At 70.1% G+C, this 21,848-nt stretch carries 16 protein-coding genes and 1 pseudogene; 10 read left to right on the forward strand and 7 right to left on the reverse strand.

Annotated elements, in window-relative coordinates; translation table 11 throughout:
- Positions 1-130: 130 nt before the first annotated feature.
- The 5 genes and pseudogenes from ACL03I_RS05420 (at position 131) to ACL03I_RS05440 (ending at position 6,988) form a co-directional block, all read left to right on the forward strand.
- Positions 131-2,293 carry an acyltransferase family protein gene (locus ACL03I_RS05420; protein WP_412805258.1) on the forward strand — a complete coding sequence of 721 codons (2,163 nt, stop codon included), beginning with the start codon at positions 131-133 and terminating at the stop codon, positions 2,291-2,293.
- A 151-nt stretch (positions 2,294-2,444) separates the two neighbouring features.
- Positions 2,445-4,103 (forward strand): DNA repair helicase XPB, encoded by a 1,659-nt coding sequence (locus ACL03I_RS05425; RefSeq protein ID WP_355074985.1) that lies wholly within the window; start codon positions 2,445-2,447, stop codon positions 4,101-4,103.
- Positions 4,104-4,144: 41 nt separating this feature from the next.
- Positions 4,145-4,813 carry a DUF3239 domain-containing protein gene (locus ACL03I_RS05430; protein WP_412805259.1) on the forward strand — a complete coding sequence of 223 codons (669 nt, stop codon included), beginning with the start codon at positions 4,145-4,147 and terminating at the stop codon, positions 4,811-4,813.
- Positions 4,814-4,866: 53 nt separating this feature from the next.
- Positions 4,867-5,506 (forward strand): annotated as a pseudogene (locus tag ACL03I_RS05435) (LysE family translocator).
- 60 nt (positions 5,507-5,566) lie between these two features.
- Positions 5,567-6,988, forward strand: a complete 1,422-nt coding sequence (locus ACL03I_RS05440) for a M1 family metallopeptidase (RefSeq protein WP_412805260.1) — start codon at positions 5,567-5,569, stop codon at positions 6,986-6,988.
- Positions 6,989-6,992: 4 nt separating this feature from the next.
- Here the strand turns inward: ACL03I_RS05440 and ACL03I_RS05445 are convergent, their stop codons facing one another.
- Positions 6,993-7,820 (reverse strand): hypothetical protein, encoded by an 828-nt coding sequence (locus ACL03I_RS05445; protein ID WP_412805261.1) that lies wholly within the window; start codon positions 7,818-7,820, stop codon positions 6,993-6,995.
- Between the two features lie 295 nt (positions 7,821-8,115).
- Between ACL03I_RS05445 and ACL03I_RS05450 the strand changes: the two genes are divergently transcribed.
- Complete coding sequence (locus ACL03I_RS05450; protein ID WP_355074975.1) at positions 8,116-8,646, forward strand: LppU/SCO3897 family protein; 531 nt, start codon at positions 8,116-8,118, stop codon at positions 8,644-8,646.
- Here the strand turns inward: ACL03I_RS05450 and ACL03I_RS05455 are convergent, their stop codons facing one another.
- Complete coding sequence (locus tag ACL03I_RS05455) at positions 8,647-10,941, reverse strand: helicase-associated domain-containing protein (protein ID WP_355074973.1); 2,295 nt, start codon at positions 10,939-10,941, stop codon at positions 8,647-8,649.
- Between the two features lie 95 nt (positions 10,942-11,036).
- Between ACL03I_RS05455 and ACL03I_RS05460 the strand changes: the two genes are divergently transcribed.
- Positions 11,037-11,225, forward strand: a complete 189-nt coding sequence (locus tag ACL03I_RS05460) for a hypothetical protein (RefSeq protein WP_040864798.1) — start codon at positions 11,037-11,039, stop codon at positions 11,223-11,225.
- A gap of 83 nt (positions 11,226-11,308) precedes the next feature.
- Here ACL03I_RS05460 and ACL03I_RS05465 read toward each other — a convergent pair whose 3' ends face one another.
- Both ACL03I_RS05465 and ACL03I_RS05470 read right to left on the reverse strand, forming a co-directional pair.
- Positions 11,309-11,944: a resuscitation-promoting factor Rpf1 domain-containing protein gene (locus ACL03I_RS05465; RefSeq protein WP_355074971.1), complete on the reverse strand. Its 636-nt coding sequence runs from the start codon at positions 11,942-11,944 to the stop codon at positions 11,309-11,311.
- Positions 11,945-12,354: 410 nt separating this feature from the next.
- The gene (locus tag ACL03I_RS05470; protein ID WP_397275060.1) at positions 12,355-12,597 is read right to left on the reverse strand and encodes a hypothetical protein; all 243 of its coding nucleotides are present in this window, start codon (positions 12,595-12,597) and stop codon (positions 12,355-12,357) included.
- 188 nt (positions 12,598-12,785) lie between these two features.
- Here ACL03I_RS05470 and ACL03I_RS05475 point away from each other — a divergent pair, with 188 nt between their 5' ends.
- On the forward strand, positions 12,786-13,205 hold the full coding sequence (locus ACL03I_RS05475) for a cold-shock protein (RefSeq protein WP_039795090.1): 420 nt from the start codon (positions 12,786-12,788) through the stop codon (positions 13,203-13,205).
- Positions 13,206-13,460: 255 nt separating this feature from the next.
- Here the strand turns inward: ACL03I_RS05475 and ACL03I_RS05480 are convergent, their stop codons facing one another.
- The 3 genes from ACL03I_RS05480 to ACL03I_RS05490 form a co-directional block, all read right to left on the reverse strand.
- On the reverse strand, positions 13,461-14,042 hold the full coding sequence (locus ACL03I_RS05480) for a DUF2771 domain-containing protein (RefSeq protein ID WP_355074967.1): 582 nt from the start codon (positions 14,040-14,042) through the stop codon (positions 13,461-13,463).
- Entirely contained in the window at positions 14,039-15,973 is a 1,935-nt protein-coding gene (locus tag ACL03I_RS05485; RefSeq protein ID WP_412805262.1) for an MFS transporter, read from the reverse strand. The genes ACL03I_RS05480 and ACL03I_RS05485 overlap by 4 nt, the downstream gene beginning before the upstream one ends.
- 92 nt (positions 15,974-16,065) lie before the next feature.
- A complete protein-coding gene (locus ACL03I_RS05490) occupies positions 16,066-16,839 on the reverse strand; it encodes a glutaminyl-peptide cyclotransferase (protein ID WP_412805263.1) in 774 nt (257 codons plus the stop codon).
- Between the two features lie 17 nt (positions 16,840-16,856).
- On the opposite strand from ACL03I_RS05490, the gene ACL03I_RS05495 reads away from it, so the two are divergent.
- Both ACL03I_RS05495 and ACL03I_RS05500 read left to right on the forward strand, forming a co-directional pair.
- On the forward strand, positions 16,857-18,953 hold the full coding sequence (locus tag ACL03I_RS05495) for a DUF3027 domain-containing protein (RefSeq protein ID WP_412805264.1): 2,097 nt from the start codon (positions 16,857-16,859) through the stop codon (positions 18,951-18,953).
- Between the two features lie 44 nt (positions 18,954-18,997).
- Positions 18,998-21,847, forward strand: a complete 2,850-nt coding sequence (locus ACL03I_RS05500) for a sacsin N-terminal ATP-binding-like domain-containing protein (protein ID WP_412805265.1) — start codon at positions 18,998-19,000, stop codon at positions 21,845-21,847.
- Position 21,848 lies beyond the last annotated feature (1 nt).

Raw genomic sequence — 21,848 nt, forward strand, 5'->3', positions numbered from 1 at the left:
CGGGATTGTGCCGGTGTGGCGTGCAATGAGTTGGATGGAATAGGCGCAGCGCGCGGACACCCCGGCCGAGGCGCATGCCCGGCGGCGAGTCGGCGGGACTTGTCCGGCCGGACCGATGACAATGCTGCGCATGGCGGCCACGGTCAGCGGGTTGGGAAATCGGCGGGCGGAGCTGATCGACGGAGTGTCGCCGGGGGCGGCATTTCGGGGGGACATCGAAGGAATGCGGGCGGTCGCGGTACTGGCCGTGGTGCTTTTTCATGCCGGTGTGCCGGGAATCGGTGGGGGATTTGCCGGTGTGGACGTATTTTTCGTGATTTCCGGTTTTCTCATCACGGGAATGCTGTATCGGGAATCGGCGGCCGACGGCACTGTCGGGCTCGTCCGTTTCTATGGCGCGCGAGCGCGCAGGCTGCTGCCTGCCGCAGGGGTCGTGCTGGTCGCCACGGCGATCGGCGCGGCCGTGCTGCTACCGCCGCTGCAGGGCCGCCAAGCGCTCGGCGACGGGATCGCGAGCGCGCTGTACGCCGGGAACTATCGCTTCGCCCTGCAGGGCACCGACTACCTCGCCGCGGACGCGCCGCCTTCACCGTTTCAGCACTTCTGGTCGCTCGGTGTGGAGGAGCAGTTCTACCTGATCTGGCCCGCGCTGGTGATCACGACGGCTCGGCTCGTGCGACGGCGCCGCAGTGGTTCGGCCACCGCGCTGCCGTACCTGATCGTTCTCGTCGTCGTCGCCGCGCTCTCTTTCGCGGTCGCGCTGACCTGGACGCGCACCATGCCACCGTGGGCGTTTTTCGCGCTGCCCACTCGGGCCTGGGAGTTGGCCGCGGGCGGCATGGTGGCGCTGTCGGCCGCGCTCTGGTCCCGGTTGCCGAAGTCGGTGGCCACCTGCGCGGGGTGGGCGGGAGCCGGTTCGATCGTCGTGGCCTGCGTTCGGCTCGACGAGAAGACCCCGTATCCGGGCGTCGCGGCGCTGCTGCCCGTGCTCGGCGCGGTCCTGGTCATCGGGAGCGGCTGTGTCGCACCGCGATTCGGCGTCGGTCGCGTCCTGGCGGTACCCGAGATGCAGGCCGTCGGCAGGCTGTCCTACTCCTGGTATCTCTGGCACTGGCCGGTGCTGGTGCTGGCCCCGCATGCGCTCGGCCGCCCGCTCGGGCTGGTCGGCGCACTCGGCGCGGTCGCCATGGCCGGTGGGCTCGCCGTGCTCACTCAGCGGTTGATCGAGAACCCGGTCCGCTTCGCGGCCCGCCTGCGTGGTTCGGGCCGGCTCAGCCTCGCCTGCGGTGGTGTGAGCACCGCGCTGGCCATCGGTGTGGCGGCCGCGCTACTCGTGCTCGTACCCCCTCCGGTCGGACACGGCACGGCGGCGCGGAGTCTCACACTGACGACACCGGCCGCACCGGCCACTCCCACCGCCGACCCCTACGATGCCGCGATCGAGCAGCTGACCGCGCAGACCCAAGCGGCGGTCGCCGCCTCGGCGGAGGTCCGCGACGTCCCGTCGAATCTCACGCCGGCACTGTCGAACGCGCGCGGCGACCGAGCGGAGGTGTTCGACAACGGTTGCTTCCGTTCCTGGACTGACGTGGGCCAAGGGGAGTGCGCCTCCGGCGATCCCGCCTCGTCCACCACGGTCGCGTTGGTCGGCGATTCCCACGCGGCGATGTGGCAACCGGCGTTCGAGAACATGTCGGTAGCGCACCATTGGCGGCTGGAGACCATGGCGAAGGTCACCTGCCCGCTGCTCGATCTGCCCATCACCAGCCCCTACCTGGGGCGGACGTATACCGAATGCGAACAGTGGCGCGGGCAGATCATGACCCGGTTGCGGCACGAACGGCCCCGGCTGATCGTGGTCGGCATGTCCCGCCGCTACGGCGGCGACTTCGGCTTCGTGACCTACGACCCGGCGTGGATCGACGGCGTGCGTCGCCTGGTCGCCCAGCTGCGCGAGTCGGGCGCGGCCGTCCTCGTGCTCGGCGGCATCCCCGATCCACACGCCACCGTGCCGGCGTGCGTGGCCGAGCACATCGACGACGCCTCCGCATGCGCCCCCGCCCGAGCGGTGGCGGTCGACGAGGCGGGCATCGCCGCCGAGCGCGCGGCCGCTACGGCGGGCGGCGGCCAGTACGCTGATCTGACCGCGCTGTTCTGCACCACCGCCCGCTGTCCCGTCATCGTCGGGAACACCCTCGTCTACCGTGACGACAATCACCTGACGAGCGGTTACGCCACGACGCTCGCCCCGGTCGTCGGCGCGCTCACCGAACGGGCGCTCGCGCGCGGCTGAGCCGTCCCGGTGCGGTCCGCGGGAAGACATCGCGCTCTTCCGGCGTTGCATCCGGTCGCTGCCGCACCCGCGCCCTGCGGGAAGGGCCGGTAACCTGCGGGTTGTCGGAGGGGTCGGGGAGAATGGCGGGGAATCTAGCTGAGGAGGGACTGTGAACGACGGTCCGCTGATCGTGCAGAGTGACAAAACGCTGCTGCTGGAGGTCGACCACGAGTTGGCCGATGCCGCGCGGCAGGCGATCGCGCCGTTCGCTGAGCTGGAGCGGGCGCCCGAGCACGTGCACACCTATCGGGTGACGCCGCTGGCGCTGTGGAACGCGCGCGCGGCCGGGCACGACGCCGAACAGGTGGTGGACGCGCTGGTCAGCTTCTCCCGGTACGCGGTGCCGCAGCCGTTGCTGGTCGACGTGGTGGACACCATGGCGCGCTACGGCAGGTTGCAGCTGGTGAAGCATCCAGCCCACGGGTTGACGCTGGTCAGCCTGGATCGCGCGGTGCTGGAGGAGGTGCTCAGGCACAAGAAGATCGCGCCCATGCTCGGCGCGCGCATCGATGACGACACGGTGGTGGTGCACCCGTCCGAGCGCGGCCGGATCAAGCAGACGCTGCTGAAGATCGGCTGGCCCGCCGAGGACCTCGCGGGTTACGTCGACGGCGAGGCGCACCCGATCGACCTCGACTACGCGACCGACGGCTGGCATCTGCGCGATTACCAGCAGATGGCCGCCGACTCGTTCTGGGCGGGCGGCTCCGGGGTGGTGGTGCTGCCCTGCGGCGCGGGCAAGACGATGGTCGGCGCTGCCGCGATGGCCAAGGCGAAGGCCACCACGCTGATCCTGGTCACCAACACGGTGGCGGGCAGGCAGTGGCGGCGTGAACTGCTCGCCCGCACCTCGCTCACCGAGGACGAGATCGGCGAGTACTCCGGGGAGCGCAAGGAGATCCGCCCGGTCACCATCGCCACGTACCAGGTGATCACTCGGCGCACCAAGGGCGAGTACAAGCACCTGGAACTGTTCGACAGCCGCGACTGGGGGCTGGTCATCTACGACGAGGTGCACCTGCTGCCCGCGCCGGTCTTCCGGATGACCGCGGATCTCCAGTCCCGCCGCAGGCTCGGCCTGACGGCCACCCTGGTGCGCGAGGACGGCCGCGAGGGCGACGTGTTCTCGCTGATCGGCCCGAAGCGTTACGACGCGCCGTGGAAGGACATCGAGGCCCAGGGCTGGATCGCTCCGGCCGACTGCATCGAGGTCAGGGTCACGCTGACCGACGCCGAGCGGATGGCCTACGCGACCGCCGAGCCGGAGGAGCGCTACAAGCTGTGCTCCACCGCACACACCAAGATCGCCGTGGTCGAGTCGATCCTGGCTCAGCACCAGGATGCGCCGAGCCTGGTCATCGGCGCGTACCTGGACCAACTGGACGAACTCGGGGTCGCGCTCGACGCACCCGTGATCCAGGGGTCGACGAAGACCAAGGAGCGGGAGGAACTCTTCGACGCGTTCCGGCGCGGCGAGATTCCGGTGCTCGTGGTGAGCAAAGTGGCGAACTTCTCCATCGATCTGCCGGAAGCGTCCGTGGCCGTCCAGGTTTCGGGTACCTTCGGCTCGCGACAGGAGGAAGCGCAACGTCTCGGGCGGCTCTTGCGTCCGAAACACGATGGCGGACAGGCGCATTTCTACTCGGTCGTCGCGCGCGACACCCTGGACGCCGAATACGCCGCGCATCGCCAGCGTTTTCTCGCCGAACAGGGGTACGCCTACCGCATCACGGATGCCGACGACTTGCTCGGACCCGCCATCGGATAAGCGGAGGCATCCCCTCCACAAACTGTGCTAGGAATAAGGGCGTGCGACACTTCGAATTCGCGGTGGACCGCAAGCACGCCCACGCGGTGAACGAATTCTTCGCCGACCTTCGCCGCCTGCGACTGCTGGCGATCGCCGCCACGGTGGTCGCGGCGGCGGGCACGGCGTTGCTGATCTGGCTGGACCATCCGTGGGCGTATCTGCTCGCGGTCGCCTTCGCGCTCGGCACGGTGACGGCGCTGTGGGTGGCCTTGTGGACACCGTGGCATTCCAGCATCGACAAGCTCTACGCGGACGGTGAGCTGGTACCCGCGGTGGTTTCGGAGGCGCGCCCGTCGGGTGTCGTGCTGCTCGCTTTGGTCGATGTGTCCGCGCCGGATACGCGCGATCCGCGCTACGCCTTGGTGACCAGGAAGGTCCGCGACCTGCCCGGTCACCAGGCCAGGGCCGGGGAGCGCGTGCCGTCGGTCGCGGTGCGGACCGACCGCGCGCCGCGCCAGGTGGGTCAGCGCTGGCAGTCGGTGAGCGCCATGCCGATCGCTTGGGGCACGACCGACGACTCGGTCATCGCCCGCGCCCGCGCCGCGATCAGCGAGACCGAGTGGCGGCTGCTCACCGACAATCTCGCGCTCGCGGAGAAGGTGCGGCGCACCACCACGAAACGCCTGCTGCTCGATCCGCACCAGCTACCGGGCGAACTCGGCTCCTGAATCCGGCTGTGTCCGCGGGGTTTATCGGTTGCGCTGTCGCCTAGACTCGAAGGATGGTTCCAGCGTCCAATCTGCTGGCATTCGTCGCCGCCGCGGTCGTCATCATCGTCGTGCCCGGTCCCGGCGTACTCTTCACGGTCGGTCGCGCGCTCACGCTCGGCCGGCGCGCGGCCCTGCTGTCGGTGCTCGGGCACGCCATGGGCGTCTACGCGGCACTGGTCCTGGTCGCGATCGGGCTCGGCGCTTTACTGACCGCGTCGGCGTTGGCGCTCACCGTGGTCAAGTTCGCGGGTGCGCTGTATCTGATGTATCTCGGAATCCAAGCGATCCGTCAGCGTTCGGCGTTGCGCGAGGCGCTGGGCGCCGCGGTCGAACCGGCCCCGAACACGCGGGTGCTGCGGCAGAGCGCCGTCGTCGGGCTCACCAATCCCAAGGCGATCGTCTTCTTCTCCGCGGTGCTGCCGCACTTCGCCGACCCGGCCTCCGGGTCGCTGTCGTGGCAGCTTCCTGCTGCTCGGCACGGTCTTCCTGGCCATCGCGCTGGTCTCCGACAGCGCGTGGGCACTGCTGGCCGCCTCGGCGAGGTCCTGGTTCGCCAAGTCGCCGCGCAGGCTGGAGGCGATCGGCGGCGCGGGCGGGGTGATGATCTTCGGTGTCGGCGCGTCGGTGGCGCTGACCGGAAGCGGTGACTGAAGCCGCTACCATCCAGCGAAGTCGGTGCGCCGGTACCGGCGGGAGGCGGGGTGGAAAGGGGTGGTTGTCCGTATGTGGTTGTCCGGCTGGATGTGCGCCGCGGTCGCGTGTGTGTTCGCCGCGGTGTCTCAGGTGCCCGCGCACGCGGAGCCGCCCCCGGACCCACTGGTCGGCGCGCCGGGTCTGGGCGATCCGTACTATCCGCTCGACGGCAACGGTGGCTACGACGTCCAGCACTACGACGTCGGCATCGACTACGACCCGCCCAGCCGGAAACTGGCAGGCACCACCACGATCACCGCGCACGCCACCCAGCCCCTGCGCGTGTTCAACCTCGATTACGCGGGGCCCGATGTGCGCGAGGTGGCGGTCAACGGGCTGCCCGCCGACTTCGACCGCAACGGCGAGCACGAGTTGACCGTCACGCCGACGTTGCCGCTGCTGCCAGGCCTGCCGTTCACCGTCACGGTGGACTACGCGGGCCCCGCGGTGAACGCCGAAGGGGAGGGGTGGACCTTCGCACCCAGCGGCGGCGCGTTCGTCGCCGGTGAGCCGCACTCGGCGACGACTTGGTACCCGCTCAACGACACCCCGCTGGACAAGGCCACGTTCAGCCTGAACGCCACCGTTCCCGCGGAGTGGGAGGTGATTTCCAACGGCGTACGCATCGAGGACGTGGTGCGCGGCGACAAGCGGACGGTCCGCTGGTTCAACGCCAAGCCGGTGGTCGGCTATCTGACCACGGTCGCGATCGACAAGTTCGACTACCTCGAGCAGCGCAGGGCCAACGGCATTCCGCTGATCAGTGCGTTCGCCCCGAATGTGGAGCAGGATCAGCGCGAGCTGGAGCAGCGTCTGCCGGAGATCCTCGACTTCGCCGAAAAGATTTACGGCCCTTACCCGTTCGAGGCCGCAGGCGGCATCCACGTGGACGCGGGCATCACGTTCTCGCTGGAGACCCAGACCCGCCCGCTCTACGCGCCGTCGATCGATCTGCAGACTGTCGTGCACGAGATCGCGCACCAGTGGTGGGGCGACTGGGTGTCGATACGCCGGTGGTCGGACATCTGCCTGAACGAATGCTTCGCCAGCTATACCGCCGACTACCTGTGGCCGGAGCGGATGGACGGCAAGAACGTCGACGACCAGTACCGCGAGACCATCCGCAAATACCGCGACAGTGAGAAGTACTGGAACATCCCGTTGGAGGACCCCGGCGTGGGAAAGGAGTTCACCTCCGTCTACTACCGTGGCCCGCTGTTCCTGCACGCGCTGCGCAAGCAGATCGGCGACGAGGTGTTCTTCGCGGCTGTTCGGGACTTCCTCGCCGCGCATGCCTACGGCAATGCCTCGATGCCGGAATTCCGCGCTTTCGTGCAGACCCGCTCACACATGGACCTGACCGGGTTCTTCCACGCGTGGCTGAACACCACCGCGCCGCCGCCGGAGGAGTACCTGTTTCCGGGCGTCCTGCGCAGCTGACCCGTCAGTCGTCCCCGGCGCGCTGCCTGGCCTTCGCCAGCCTGCGTTCGGCTCGCTCCACCTGACGGCGCGCCGCGTGCAACTCGTCCTTCGCCGACCGCTCGGCCGACTTGCGGAACTGCCGCTGCTGTTCGGCGTGCTCGAGCTCGTCGCGCAGCGCGGCGACGCGTTCCTCGGCCGAGGACAGTTCTCCGGTCGCTTCTTCGAACGCGGCTCCGGCCGAATCCTCCTCGGCACGGGCGGTTTCGAGCGCCTCCTCGGCCTCCCGCAGTTCTCGGCGCGCGCTGTCGTCGGGCGGCCGCACGGCCGCTCGTCCGGGCCGCATGGCCCGTTCGGGCACCGCGAGCAGACCCGGTCCACTCGGTCCGAAGCCTTCGTAGCTCGCGGCCGTAGCGAGTGTTCCGGCACGCAGCCGATCGGCTACGTCCCGATCGGCGAGTGCGGCGGTCAAGGTCTGGCCGATCTCCCGGACGACGTTCTCGCCGACCGGATGCCCGTGTTCGGCGGCGAGCGCCCCCGCCTTCTTGGCGAGGGCGTTGACCAGTTGCTGGCGCTGCGCGGTCAGCTCGCGCAGCTGTTCGGCCGAGAGTTTTCGCTGCGCGGCGGCCAGCGCGGCGGCCAGCCGCAGCAGGGCGGCCACGTCCTCGGGCGCCGCCCTGGACAGCAGGTTCGCCGCCCACGCGGTCAGGGTGGGTTTACGCAGCTTGCCGATGGCGGCCGCCAGTTGCTTGTCACCCGACTGCTTCGCGGCGGCCGCCCGGTCGGCGCGCGCCGCGACGAAATCCGCGGGCGCCAACCCGTACAGGTCGCGTGCGACGTCCTCGACCGTCATACTGCCCAAGCGTAACGACTCGGTCTCGGGCGACGACACACTCCGCATACCGGACAAGAGTCCAGTTGCATGGAATACGCGAAAGGCGTTGCTAGTGAATTACTCTGCGTTCTTCTTGCTCGGCCGTCTGCTCCCCAGCATCCTCGGTTACGCGCTCATGGGGCTGTACGGCACGCACAGCATCTAGGCCGCCCCCGTGCCAGGTCGCCCGCGGGCTGATGCGGCCGCTCAGGTCGTGCGGGTATCCTCACCGCGTTCACGAGCACGTGAACGTTTCGGTGAGAGAGGTTTTCAGGTGAAGTTTCCAGGAGCGAGGTTGCTGGCACGGATCGTGCTCGCCCTCGTCGCGGTGGCCGCGGTGGTGGTCACGGTGGCCGGCTGTTCGTTGATCGAGGACGCGGGTAAGTCGGACACCGCCAAGGCCAAGGCCGGCGACTGCATCAACGTCATCGAGGGCTCGGCGGTCGACTCCAAGACCGAACCGGTCGACTGCTCGTCGGACAAAGCCGTGTACAAGGTCGCGCAGTCCTACGACAAGAAGACCGACTGCGCCGCCGACTACACCTCCTACGAGGAGACCCTGGCCGGCGGTACCACCGCCTTCCTGTGCCTGGCCCCGAACTTCAAGGAAGGCAGCTGCTACAACGAGAGCAGCACGACCGGATACAAGCACGTCGACTGCGCTGCCTCGGACGCCACCTTCAAGGTGCTGAAGCGGATCGACGGCAAGGCCGACGAATTGCTGTGCGACCAGGACGCCGACGGCTTCCGCCTCATCGAAACGGACCCGAAGGTCACCTTCTGCACCGCCAAGCCCAAGGGCTGATCATTCCAGCAGGGCAACCGACGCGATCCGGTGCAGCGTGAAGTGCCGGACCGCGCCGGTGACCGGGTCCAGCGCGTCCAGCTGCCCGTTGCCCACCTTCAACGGCTCCACCACCCGTTGAGAAGCGACGCCTTGGGCGTCGACGTAGCCGATGTTCACCGACCGTCGCACCCGCGCCGCGAGCTGCAACAGGGCGAGGGTGGCGGCGGTATTGGTCCGCGTGCCGTCCGTGCGTACCGCTTGACCGGACCGGGCACTGGCGGCGCGTTCGCCCGCGCGTAATTCCGTGACGAGCAGTTCGAGTTGTTCGGTGCTGGGCGGTGTCGGCCGATACGGCTGCCGTGCGACGGGCCGCACCGAGATCCGCGCGCCCCGCGGCCGCAGATCGACGATCGCGCCGCTCGAGTCCTCACCCGCGGGCGCGAAACCGGCAGCGCGCAGCTGCTCGAGCAGTTCGCCGAGCGGCGCTTGGGCGATGGCGACGGTCGGGGCGATGGATCGCAGCGCCAGCGCGCTCGCCACCGGCGCGGACAGCACTTGGGCCAGTAGCGCCGGGTCGTCACTGCGGATGAACGACTGGGCCATACCCGCGCGCAACTGGCCGTGACGCCGGGCCACGTCATCGATCAGATAGGTCAGTGCCTGCGGGATCGGCGTCCGGGAATGCGCGGCGAACAGCGCGTGCAGCTCCGCCGCCGTCAGCCCGGCGTCCAGCGCGCGCCGCACCGAGGACTCTCCGATCCGGTATACCGTTGCGGCGCCTGCGGATTCGACGTCGGCGACGAGGGCGACGCGACGCTGGAGATCGGTGGTCAACGGGCCGGGTGCGATCACCGTGAGATCGGCTTGCACCAGCACGTGGTCCACCGGCTCCGGCAGCGCCGCCTCCATCTCCGCCTCGGCGTCGGCCACGCTGGTCGGCGCCGCGTGCAGCAGCGCCCGCGCCGCCGAGCCGAGCGCGCCGCGGCCGATCAACCCGAGCGCCGCCGCCTCGGCCAGCGTCTGTTCGACCACCTCCGGCCGGAAATTCCTGCGCCTGCGCGGCTGCCGCCAGGCCAGTACCCGGCCGATTTCCGTTGGGGCCAGCGCGGTGCCGGACGGATATTCCGCCAGCAGGGCGAGGATCGCGTGCCGGTCGCGCGGCGCGGTCGGGGTGCGCAGTTCCAGCGACAGCGCGGCCAGCGGTTTGTCGTTGGCGTCGCGCATGCCGATCATCCACGGCATCCGATCCAATTCGAGCCAGGTCAGTCCGAGGGCGGCCCAGCGCCGGGCGGGCGGCGCTTCCAGCCAGGCGTCCACCAGTGGCGTCGGCGCCCAGAAGTCGTCGGTCGTCTCGAAGTCCGGTGGCGGATCCGGCAAACCCTTCTCGATCAATTTCGCGGCCGCCAGCAGCTCGACCAGCAAACCCGCCCTCGGCTCGTCGACACCGACCTGCTTGGCGATGCGGCGCAGCTCGCGCACGCCCAGGCCGCCCGCGCGCAACGCGGGAGCCGGGGCATGGCCGAGCACCTCGAGCACGGCCGCGCAGTGCCGCAGCAGCTCGCCGACCTCGCCCGCCGCGACCGCGTTCACATCGGCGGGCGGGTATTTCGCCGGCTCCGGTCGCGGCGGCGTCAGGGCATGCGGGTGGGTGACCGGTTCCCCTCGCAGCACCTGGCCGACGGTGACCGGGAGTTCGACGGTCTCGTCATCGATCCGGTGCAGCAGCCTGCGCGCCAGCAGCCGCTGGATCGGCCGCTCGGCCGGAGTGCCCGGTGCGGCGTCCTTGGTGCGGCCACGAGGCCCTGTCGCGGCCAACTTGTCCAGCAGGGACCGTTCGGCGGGCGGCAGCTCGGGCAGCGCCGCGACCACCTCGGGTTCGGTGAGCGCGTCGGGGATCTCGGTCGCGGTGCCGATCGGCCACGGCAACGCCTCGGCGGCCGCCGGAATCAGGTGCAGTCCCTGCTCGGCGTCGATCCAGACCAGCGCGCGAGCGGTCAGCCGCTCCAGCGCCTCATCGATCGCGGCGGCCGGCACCCGTTCGCTCAATTGCACATGCAACTCGGCGCGGCGCAGCGTGCCGCCGTCGGTGCGCGTCACCCCGTGCATCGCAAGGGTTTCCACGATGGCGAATTCGAGGGTGTTCAAGTCCTCCGTGGCGCGCAGCACCGACGCGCGCTGTTCGACGCGGGCGGCGAGCACGGCCATGGCGGAGGGCAGCGGGACGGCCAGGTCGGGCCGAAGCTGCAGCAGCGTCACGAGCTGGGCATCACTGCGGGCACCGAGCCATCCGGCAAGGGAGTCGGTCACGGTCATCCGATCCAGCCTACGATGCTGGGCGATCGCCCGCCGACGTCCGGAGCTACGGGCTGCGGCGCATCCTGGTTGAGCGGCCGGGCTAGCATGGGGCCGTGGTGAACAAATCGAAGAAATCCTACGTCGACAACGGCTGGCCGAAGGTCGCCGACGGTGACCCCGCGGTCACCGAGCTCTCTTCGGCCCGATCCGGTGGTCTCTCGCCCTACGGCGAGGACACCGAGTTCCCGGTCCCGGCTGAGCAGTTGCCTTACATGCACCCGAACACGGTGATCAACCGCTGAGCGCGCGACCGGAACGTTCTCGGCTACGGAGAAGGGCCCCGCATCCACGTTGATGCGGGGCCCTTCTTGCGGAAGCCTTCGGGTCAGGAGGGGAGCAGACCCTTGTTCGCCTCGTAGAAGTTCACGATCGCGGGGTCGAGGGTGACTCCGCTGGACTTGGCGGCGTTGAAGAAGTCGAGAGCTTCCTTGGGCACCTGGACGCCCTGGCTCTGCACGACCTCGAGAGCGCGGTCGACGGCCGAGAAGATCTGCTGCGTGTCGGCAGGCGCGGCAGGCGCTGACTGAGCGAGCTGCGGCGCGGGGTTCCAGCGCGGGGTCTCTGCGGTGGCGGGCGCGGAGCGCGGGCTCGGCGCGCTGCTCAGGCCCAGCTTCGAGGAGCAGGAGGGCCAAGCGCCCCAACCCTGCGAGGCGAGCACCTTCTCGGCGACCGCGATCTGCTGTTCACGGCTGGCCTGGTTGGCGCTGGCGGCGTATTCCTGACCGCCGTGGGCGCGCCACGTGCTGGGCGAGAACTGCAGCCCGCCTTGGAAACCGTTGCCAGTGTTGATGCCCCAGTTGCCGCCGGCCTCGCACTGAGCGAGTCGATCCCAGTCGGAGTCGGGTGCCGCGCTGGCGTTGCCTGCGAAGGCCACACCGGCGGTGCCGATGATGGCTCCGGTGACGGCAACCTTGGCTACCGTGCGTCCGGTCGAGCTTGGCTTGCGATGGCGTCCACTCATATCGGGTTCGTCTTCCTCTCGACGCACCTGCGACATCTTCGGTTCTGGTTCGGACTGAGAGGTCGTCCGTTCCGCCCTCGCCCCTACGTTTCCGTCGGGGGATCCGGTACCCGCGGGGCGAGGCTCGGTGCGGCGGGCCGGTGGTCGCCGGGGGTGCCCCGGCTGGATAAGACCGTACGACGAACCGCGGGAAAAATCACTATTTGGTAACCGGCGTGTACCAACGGGTCTCGACGCGATATCGGAGCGGGGAGGAGGCTTCATGCAGCTAGAGGCGCCGCGGTCGCACCGGCGACCGGTCGTCACCGCTTCGTGATCTACTCGTAATGTGATGAGGATCACACACTGGAGTGGGTAACGATCGCATCGGGTAACCGGTTCGGTGTCGGATCGGAGATGATCACTCCGCTTCAGCGCGACCGGCGGCCCGAGCGCAGCGCGAAGGCGAGCGCGAGCACGAACCCCAGCGGCGCGAGCATCGCCCCGAAGTAGAGCCACAGCCCCGGCTCGCCGTCGGTCAGCAAGGGGATCGCGAAAATCGCGACGATAGCCAGCAATCCCAGCGCGAACACGGAGAGCGCGAGTTGCAGCAACCAGTCGCCGCGCCGCCGTGGGGCGCCGCCGGGCGGGGTCGGAGCGGAAGGGTTCGTCACGGTTCGACGGTAAAACTGATGTGCTTGCGTTATTCGCACCGGGGTAGACTCGATAGCAATCGCGTCCTGCAATCCTGCTGGGCGCGTTCTTTTCGCACAGGAAACGGGCCGGTCGCGCGACCGGCCCGGTAGACGGATGTGCTCGGGCCGTAGGGGTCCGAGTTTTCGATGATGAACGGGTGAGCGCAGTGCCGACCGGCAGGGTGAAGTGGTACGACGTCGAAAAGGGCTTCGGCTTCCTTTCCCAGGACGAGGGTGAGGACGTCTACGTGCGCTCGTCCGCGCTGCCCCAGGGCGTCGAGGGCCTCAAGCCCGGCCAGCGCGTCGAATTCGGCATGGCCGCAGGCCGTCGCGGCCCCCAGGCGCTGAGCCTCAAGCTGCTCGAGGCGCCGCCGTCGGTCCGGCAGGGCCAGGAACGCAACGCGCGCAAGGAGCCTGCCGCGCGCAGACACACGCCGGACGAGCTGCACGGCATGGTCGAGGACATGATCACCTTGCTCGAGGCGAAGGTGCAGCCGGACCTGCGTAAGGGCAAGTACCCGGATCGCAAGACGGCGCAGCGCATCTCGGAGGTCGTCCGCGCGGTGGCGCGCGAACTGGACCACTGATTCCGCTCGATCTCGCTTCATCCGGGCGGCCGTCGGGCCGAATTCACTCGAGGTAGGCGTTTGGGGCCGCGGAGGTCAAGGGAAGCCCGGTTGCCGGACTTCTGACGCCGATCGTTCGTGGCCGTCCATCGGTGGATTCATCCGACCCGCAGCGGGTTTCGGGTGAGTCCTGCCCGGCCACCGTGCAGGCGCCGTGCGCTCGGAACGCGCACCGGCGTCTGCGGAGTCGGCGAAAGACGTTGCGTCCGAGACTCGCTACGCCGTGCTGATCGACCAGGTGGCGTGCGGCACGTAGAACTCCCGGCCCGTTTCGTCGCGGGCGAGGATCGGCAGCTGGAACTCCACGCCGATGAGGCGCAGGTCCGGCTCCGGTTTGGAATCGATGGTGAGGGCGAAGGCCCGGTCCGGGTAGTCGTTGCGGCTGATCACCTGGTCGACTTTCTCGCCGTTCGGCAAAAGGTAGACCAATTGTGCGAGCCAAGGCGCGTCGGCGACCTTCTTCGGAAGCGACAGCTGCAGTGGGTAACCGGCGGGCACTTCCAGGTCGACGGTGCGGCCACGGTGGCAATCCGGCGTGTCGGGCCCGCAATTCAGCGTCGTGAACACGGTGCCGGGGACATTGTCCTCGGGCAGGATGCTGCAGTCCTGCATGGTCACCGAGCAGTAGCTGAACGGCCGCACGGTGACCGTCTTGCCGTGTGCGTAGGCGGTGAGGGTGACGTCGGGCTTCTCGGCGTCGTGGACCAGCACCGCCAGCACGCCCACGAAGGCGACGGTGAGCACGAGCAGTGCGACCGCGGCCAGCGCGGCGATCGTGCGTGCGTTGAGCTTGCTCACCAGATCGGGTCTCCTTGCCCTCGTCGAAAGCGTTCGGCGTCACCGTCGCGCGGCGCCGGGTCCTCCGCCCGAGGCGCGCTCGCCGGATATCCGTGCGGCCGGGTCGTCGGCACCTCTTGCTCCGCGTGCTGGGGACGGTTGCCGCCGAGGCCGGGCAGTAGCGAGTGGCCTCGGAAGCTGAGGAAAGTCTGCACCAAGCCGAGGACGAGTATCACGGTGACCACCGCGAAGCCCTTCCAGTAGTCGGTCGGCAGCAGCACACCGGCCGCACCGCCGACGACCCAGCTCAGTTGCAGCACGGTCTCCGACCGCCCGAAGCCGGAGGCGATCGACTCCGGCGGCAGGTCGTCCTGGATCGAGGCGTCCAGCGACACCTTGGCCAGCGCGCTCGTCCCCGCCGCCACCAGGGCCGCGGTCGCCGCGCCGAGGAGGTTGTCGGCGAACGTCGCGAACAGCGCCACCAGCGCGCACGCCGCCGTGCAGCCGAGCACGACCAGCGAGGGCTTGCCGAGTTTCAGCCGGGCGCCCGTCGCATTGCCCGCGAAATTGCCGATGGCCGCGGCCGCGCCGACCGCACCGAGCATGAGGGCCTGCTGCGCGGGCCGGTGTTCTGTCGCCTTGGCGACGAACGCGACGTAGAAGGTGAGGAACCCGGTCAGGACACGAATGGCGCTGTTGCCCCAGAGCCCGGTCACCACGGCGCGGCCGAGCGGTTGCCTGCGCTTGCGCGGCGGGATCGACGACTCCGCGCCGGACGAGAGCACCTCGGTGCGCGCGTCGGCGCCGTGATAGCTCAACGTCGCGGGCACCTCGCCCTCGGTCACCTCCACCCAGGAGGGGATGCGCAGACTCAGATACGTCCCCCCGCAAGCGATCAGCGCCGCGAAGACCAGTGCGCCGTTGGAGCCCGCGATCGCCGCGGCCGACCCGGCCAGCGCTCCGGCGCCCATGGTGCCGCCGACCAGCCCGAACACCGTGAGGCGGGAGTTGGTGCGGACCAGATCTATGTCCGGCGGCAGCACCCGGGGCGTGACCGCGCTCTTGAGCACGGAGAACGATTTGCTGCCGATCATCATGCACAGCGCGAGCGGATACAGCGCCCAGGTGTCGAACTGGAAGACCAGCACCACCGCGACCACCGCGCGCACCGCGAACGACGTCGCCAGCGCGAGGCGGCGACCGCGCTGCAGGCGATCGAGCAGCGGTCCGATCAGCGGGGCGATCACCGCGAACGGCGCGATCGTGATCAGCAGGTACAAAGCGACTTTCGTCTTGCTCTCCGCGGTGGCGCTGGCGAAGAACAAGGTGTTGGCCAGTGCCACCGCGATGGCGGCGTCCAGGGCGAAGTTCGCCATGGTGGCGTAGGTGAGCGCCGTGAGGCCGGACTTGTCCGCGCCGTCGGCCTTGGCCGCGCGCTGGAAGGTCGCGATGCCTTTCTCGGTGAGTTCCCTGCCGCGCATGGCGGCCACGCGGGTGACCGTGAGTTTGCGTGGCATCCGCCGCGCGCCGGCGGCATCGGGGCTCTCGGGTTGCCGGCCCTGATCCTGCGCGGCGGTCTCGGGATGGCCGCCTTCGGCGGGGGCCGGTGTCTCGCTGTACCGGGGCGGCTCCGGACGGTGCGGGAAGACGTGCCGAGCCGCGCGGCCGGAGGCCTTCGGCTGCTCGGCGTCGGGCCCGACCGGGAGCGGCTTGGTGGGCGGAGGCTGCGCGGGCCGTGGCGGGTCGCGTCGCGGGCTCGGCGGCGGTCCCGGCTGGTCATGACGCTCGGCGGCGCGTCCGGATCCCGGTCCGAGCGGTGGTAGCGGCCTGCGGCGCCGCGGCCCGTTGGGTGGCGGATATCGGTCGAAACCGGGATGCCGATCGAACGGCGGGACCTCCTCGCCTTCCCGCCGATCACGGTCGGGACCGGAAGGTTCGCGGGGAGTAGTCACGACTCCAATTCTGGCGCACTCTCGGGCCGGGTGTTCACGCGCGCTCCGAGGTGGCGGCGGAAAGTGATCGTCGTCGCGACCCGCGATCACGCTCAGGCGGGGGCGAAGCGGACCTCGAACATGGTCGGCCAGTTCTTGCCCGTGATCAGAAACCGGTCGGTGCCGGGCAGTTGGGCGATGCCGTTGAGGGCGTCGGCGCCTGCCCGTGCGGTCGCGGGGAGCAGACCGGCGGCGTCGGCGGTCGCCAGCACGGCGCCGGAGTCCGGGTCGATGCGCAGGATCGTGTCGGTGGGCCAGTCGTTGGCGTAGACCGACCCGTCCGCCGCGCATTCGAGCTCGTTGAGGCGTGCGCCGTGGTGACTGTCGAGCTCGATCGAGCCGGTAGGGGCGAAGGTGACCGGATCACGGAAGGTGAGGCGGTCGGTGCCGTCGCTCATCACCAGCCGTCCGTTTCCGGCACACAGACCCCAGCCCTCGCCGTCGTAGCTCACCCGGCCGCGTTCGGCGAGCGTCGCAGGGTCACGGGCGATGGCCACGCCGTCGTGCCAGGTCAGCTGCCAGAGCGTGGCGCCGGCGAGGGTGATGCCCTCGCCGAAGTACGGGGCGGGCAACTCGGTTCTGGCCAACTCCTCCCCGGTCGTGAGCCGGGACGCGCGCACGCCGGACGCGCCGACCAGCCCGGTGCCCTCGTAGAGCACGTCGCCGTCGACCTCCAGGCCTTGGGTGAACGCCTTCGTATCGTGCGGCCGGGTGGCGATCACCTCGATGTTCATGCTGGGTGCCTGGTCCGCTACGCCGCCGCATCCACCCACGATGAGCAGACCGACCAGCACACTGATGGCCAACGCACGCCGATTGCGTTCCATACGGCAAAATGTAGGCCGTGAGCGCAGTTTCTGTTTCGGAGTCCGGCGTGCGGCCGATTCTGGCCGATGCCGTCGATTTGGCCCGCCGTGCGCTCCTGGAGTTGGAACCGTCGGCCGTCGGCGCGCACCTCGGCGTGATCGCCGAGGACGAGAGTGCGGCGACCCACCGATTCGAGGCCACGCTCCCCGGTTACCGCGGATGGCAGTGGGCGGTCGTCGTGGCCGCCCCGCCCGACGCCGACCACGCGACGGTCAGCGAGTCCGCGTTGCTGCCCGGGCCCGATGCCTTGGTCGCGCCCGAGTTCGTGCCCTGGGAGCAGCGCGTCCGCCCCGGGGATCTCGCGCCAGGGGACCTGCTCGCCCCGCCCGCCGACGACCCGCGCCTGGTGCCGGGCTACGTCGCGACCGGCGATCCGGTGGTGGACGAGGTGGCCTACGAGGTCGGTCTCGGCCGTACCAAGGTGATGAGCAGGGAAGGCCGCGAAGCGGCCGCCGAGCGGTGGTACACCGAACACGGACCCGACTCGGAGATGGCCAAGGCCGCGCCCGCCACCTGCGGGACCTGCGGCTTCTATCTGCCACTCGCCGGGTCGCTGCGCGCCGCGTTCGGTGTCTGCGGCAACGCCATGGGCGCGGACGGGCGCGTTGTCCACGTCGCCTACGGCTGCGGCGCGCACTCGGATACCGAGGTTCCAGCCGGTAACGGGTCGCCGCTGTTCGAGGCGTACGACGACGCGGCCATAGAGGTGATCTCGCTCGAAACCGCCGACTCTCGCGTGGCCCCGCAGGGCGCGGACGAAGCGCCGACAACCGAGGACATCGATCCGCACGGTGCGGCCGCCGAGAATGTCGCGGTGGCCGCCGACCCGGGAGTCGCCGAAGGCGCAGCCGTGGCCGGGGATGCCGCCGTGGCCGCTGCGCCTGCTGAAGACGTCTCGACCGGCGAGGGTGCCGCGGTCGTCGAGAAGGCTGTGGACGTGCGGGCTCCTGCGGTTTCCGGGGAAGCTGCCATCGCGCCGGAGGACCGGTCCGAGACCACCGCCACGACCGGCGATCCCGCGTTCCGCCAGGATGCCGCACTCGGTGAGCGCGCCGCGGTGATCGAGGAAACCGCGGCGATCGGGCACGAAGAGGTCGCCGAGAACGCTGCGGTGACCGAGAACCCAGTCGTCGCTCGAGATGCGGTCTTCGCCCAAGACGACGCCGCCGCGATCGCCGCCGGCGGCGAGCATTCCGGCATCGCGGAAGCACTCGCGGCTGTCGAAGGTGACGAGACGACGGAGGACACCGCCGCCTCGGAGGAAAGCACCACCGTCGAGGGCTCGGGCGCGACCGCCCAGCCCGCGGGCAGCACGGCGGCTACGCACCGCGATGTGGTCGAGTTCGTCGAGGTCAGCGCCGCCGAGGTCGGCGAAATCGACGCCGCCGCCGCGTTCACCGAATCGAGCATCCCGCCCGCCGTGCGTGCGACGCCGAGCGTGGACGATGCCGCCGAAGCACCGACCGGCCACGAGCCCGCCTCTGCCGACACGGTTGCCGGGACGGTCGCGGATGAGCCGAGCGTGGCGACGGACGACGCAGCCACCGGTCCGGCTCTCGGAACGGACGAAGCGGCGGACGCCGATGAAAGCGGTTCGCATGTCACGCGGGCCGATACGGAAAACGCCGATGCCGCCACGCGTCCCGCGGTGGCGACCGATCGCGAGGCCGGTGCGGCGGAGTCCGAGTCGGGCACGACGGGATCACGTGCACCCGGGGTAACGAGCGGTGATGTGTCGCCGGGTTCTGACGATCGATATGCCGTCGACGCGCGCGCGACCGAACCGGACGCTGTCGAGTCGAGCGAAGCAGCCGGATCGAGTGACGCGACGACGGAGGCCGTCGAGTCGACCCCGGTGCAATCCGTCGCAGCCGATCCGGATGTGGCCGAGGCTTCCGACGCCGTGTCGCAGGCGCACGAGCCCGCATCGTCGTCCCAGGCGGACACGCCTGGCGCACCGGAACCCACCGCTACGCCGGTCGCCGATGACGCCGACGCGCGATCCGAGTCGGGTATCGCTGACGCTCCGGGTTCCGAGGCACGGCCGGAGTTCTGGTCATCGCCGCGGAACTGAGCGACGCCGCCGACCCGTTCGGCACTTCGGCGCTGCGAGCGGCGGTGCTCGCCGCATGGCGTGATTCGCCGACGCGGTTGCGTGAGGACGCCGCTACCGAGAACGACCTGGTGCGCGCGGGCTATCGGGACCGCTTGCTGACCGAGTTGGCGCAGAATGCCGCCGACGCCGCGCGCAAGGCGGGCGTGGACGGCGCCGTCGTGGTCTGGCTGGACGGTCGTGACCTGCACGTCGGGAATACCGGTGCGCCGCTGGACGTCTCCGGTGTGCACGCGCTCACCGCATTGCGCGCGTCGGGGAAGTCCGACGGCGGGACCGTCGGTCGATTCGGTGTCGGTTTCACCGCGGTGCTCGCGGTGAGCGACGACATCGAGCTGCGGTCGGCCTCCGGGTCGCTGTGGTTCTCGCGTGCCGAGACCCGGAACGCTCTGCACCGCAACGAGATCCGTTTACCTGCGGTCGATGCGGGCGAATTCGCCGCACCGGTGTTGCGGTTGGCCTGGCCGATCGAGGCGCGACCGGCGGACGGTCTCGACACCGAGGTGGTGCTGCGGCTGCGCGCGGACGTGGACGCCGACGCACTGCTGGCCGCGATGCGCGCCGAAGCCGTCGATCTGCTGCTGGAACTGCCCGCCCTGCACCGCATCCGGATCGGCACGGACGAATTCGTCAGCAGTGCCGAGGACATGGGCGACGGTATGCACGAGGTCTATGTCGACGGCCCCGGCAGCGAACAGCGCACCTGGTGGCAGTACCGCGCGCCGCGCGCCCGCTGGTTGCTGCCGGTGCGTGACGGCAGGCCGGTGGCCGCCGCCCCCGATGTGCTGCGCGCGCCGACCAGATCGGACGAGGAACTGTCCCTGCCCGCCTTGCTCATCGCCGACATCCCGATGCAGCCGGATCGGCGCAGATTGCTGCCCGGCGCGCGGCTCGGCGAACTGGCCCGCGGCTACGCGGATTTCGCTCGTGCTCTTCCGCCACGCGACCGGCTCGTGCTGGTACCAACGCCCGGGTTCGCTCGCAGCGAGGCCGATGGCCTGCTGCGCGAAGCGCTGCTGCGCGAATTGCAGACGCGTTCTTGGCTGCCGGTAGTCGCCACCCGCCGGCACGCCTACCCGGAAGGCCTAGGCGATCCCGAGCCCTTGACCGCGGACCACCTCGGGTCGGGCACTCCCGCCTTTCCCGGTGCGGACGACGAACTGCGGGGCCGAGAATCGGGTGCCGTCGCCGACGTCGAAGCGGGGAACATCGCCGTCCCCACCCGCGCGTACGTCTTGGCCGGTCTGACCGCGGAATTGGCCGACCTGCTCGATGAAGTGGTCGGTCCCCTGGTGATCCCGGACCTCTCCGGACGGGCGCACACCGAGGCCATGGGCGCGCTGGACGTGCACCGGCTCGGCTTGGCTCGGCTGGCGGAGTTGTCCGGGGGCTTGGAGCGGCCGCCGAGTTGGTGGCGATCGTTCTACGCGGCGCTCGAACCGTTCGTGGTGGATCCGCTCGCGGCGGAGGAGTTGGGCGCGCTGGCGGTGCCGTTGGCCGACGGCAGACTCGTCACGGGGCCGCGCACCGTGGTGCTGGACGATCAGCTCGAGGTCGCGATCCCGCTGCACTGGGCCAGGCTGGCGCATCCGGAGGCCGCGCATCCCCTGCTGGCTCGGCTCGGCGCGCGGTCGGCCACCGCCGAGGATCTCCTGACCGACCCGGGCTTGCGTGCCGATCTGGAGGACCATCCGGGCGACCCGGACACCGCTGATGCCATCCTGCGTCTAGCCGCGCATGCCGACCGGGAGGCCCTGTCTTCCTGGCTGGGGCTGCTCGAATTGCCCGACACCGAAGGTGACTCGCGGCCCGCCGACGAACTGCTGCTGCCCGGCGCGCCGCTGCGCGAGCTGCTGGTGCCCGATGCGCCGTTCGGCACCGTCGACCCAGAACTGGTCGAACGCTACGGCGCGGACGCGCTGCGCGCCGTCGGCGTCGGCTGGGATTTCGGTGTGATCGTCGAAGCCGATCCGACCGGTCCGGACCACGATCTGGACGACGAGGAGCACTGGTGGTCCACGCTTCCGGACGATCCGCCCGAGCTGGTCGCCGTCCGTGACCTGGACCTGATCGATGACGCCGCCTGGCCGGAAGCGTTGCGGCAGTTGGCCGGGTCGCCGCGCACCCGCCGCCTGCTCACCGACGCCGACGGTTACACCGCGTGGTGGTTGCGCCGATACGCGCGGGTCGACGGCACTCCGCTGGGACTTCTGCGCCATCCCGCCGACACCGACTTCGACGGTCTGTTACCGGCGTTCGCCGTCGCCGGCGTCGACCCGGACGCTTGTCGCGCGGTTCTCGCCGACCCCGCGACGATCACCGACGAGTTGGCCGCCGCTTTGTTGGAGGCGCTCGCCGACACGTCGAGAACTCCCTCGCCGGAGGTCGTTTCCCGCACTCATGCCCGCTTGGCCGCCGCTGTCGCCGCCGGCCTGCTCGACCTCGCCGACCTGCGGCCACCCGATCGCGTGCGCGCGCTCACCGGCGCCGTGGTCGATCCGGAAGACGCGTTCGTCCTCGATCGACCGTGGTTCGGCCTGGCGGTGCCGCCGGATAGATTGGTGGTCGGCGACGCCGGAACGGCCTCGTCTCTGGCCGCTCTGCTCGATCTGCGGCTGGTGTCGGAGGCCGTCACCGGCGAGGTGGTGAGCGTCGGCCGTCGCACGACCTGGGCAGCGGAGCCGCTGGGAGTCGTGCTGCGGCAGCTGTTCGCTTTGCCGCCGCAAGCGGGCGAGCTGGTCGTACACCACGACCTGACGGTGCGGTTGAGCGGCGCGATCGAGGCCACGGTCGCGGTGCCCTGGTGGCAGACCGGCTCGGCCGTGCACGTCCGCGCGCCGCGGCCGGGTGGCTGAG

This window comes from Nocardia sichangensis (assembly GCF_047200615.1).
Classification (GTDB): domain Bacteria; phylum Actinomycetota; class Actinomycetes; order Mycobacteriales; family Mycobacteriaceae; genus Nocardia; species Nocardia sichangensis.

What these genes read in the sequence shown, in the direction of transcription:
- ACL03I_RS05420 (WP_412805258.1), top strand. Translation starts at nt 131, where the DNA reads ATGGCGGCCACGGTCAGCGGGTTGGGAAATCGGCGGGCGGAGCTGATC.
- ACL03I_RS05445 (WP_412805261.1), bottom strand. Translation starts at nt 7,820, where the DNA reads ATGACGGTCGAGGACGTCGCACGCGACCTGTACGGGTTGGCGCCCGCG.
- ACL03I_RS05455 (WP_355074973.1), bottom strand. Translation starts at nt 10,941, where the DNA reads ATGACCGTGACCGACTCCCTTGCCGGATGGCTCGGTGCCCGCAGTGAT.
- ACL03I_RS05465 (WP_355074971.1), bottom strand. Translation starts at nt 11,944, where the DNA reads ATGAGTGGACGCCATCGCAAGCCAAGCTCGACCGGACGCACGGTAGCC.
- ACL03I_RS05490 (WP_412805263.1), bottom strand. Translation starts at nt 16,839, where the DNA reads ATGGAACGCAATCGGCGTGCGTTGGCCATCAGTGTGCTGGTCGGTCTG.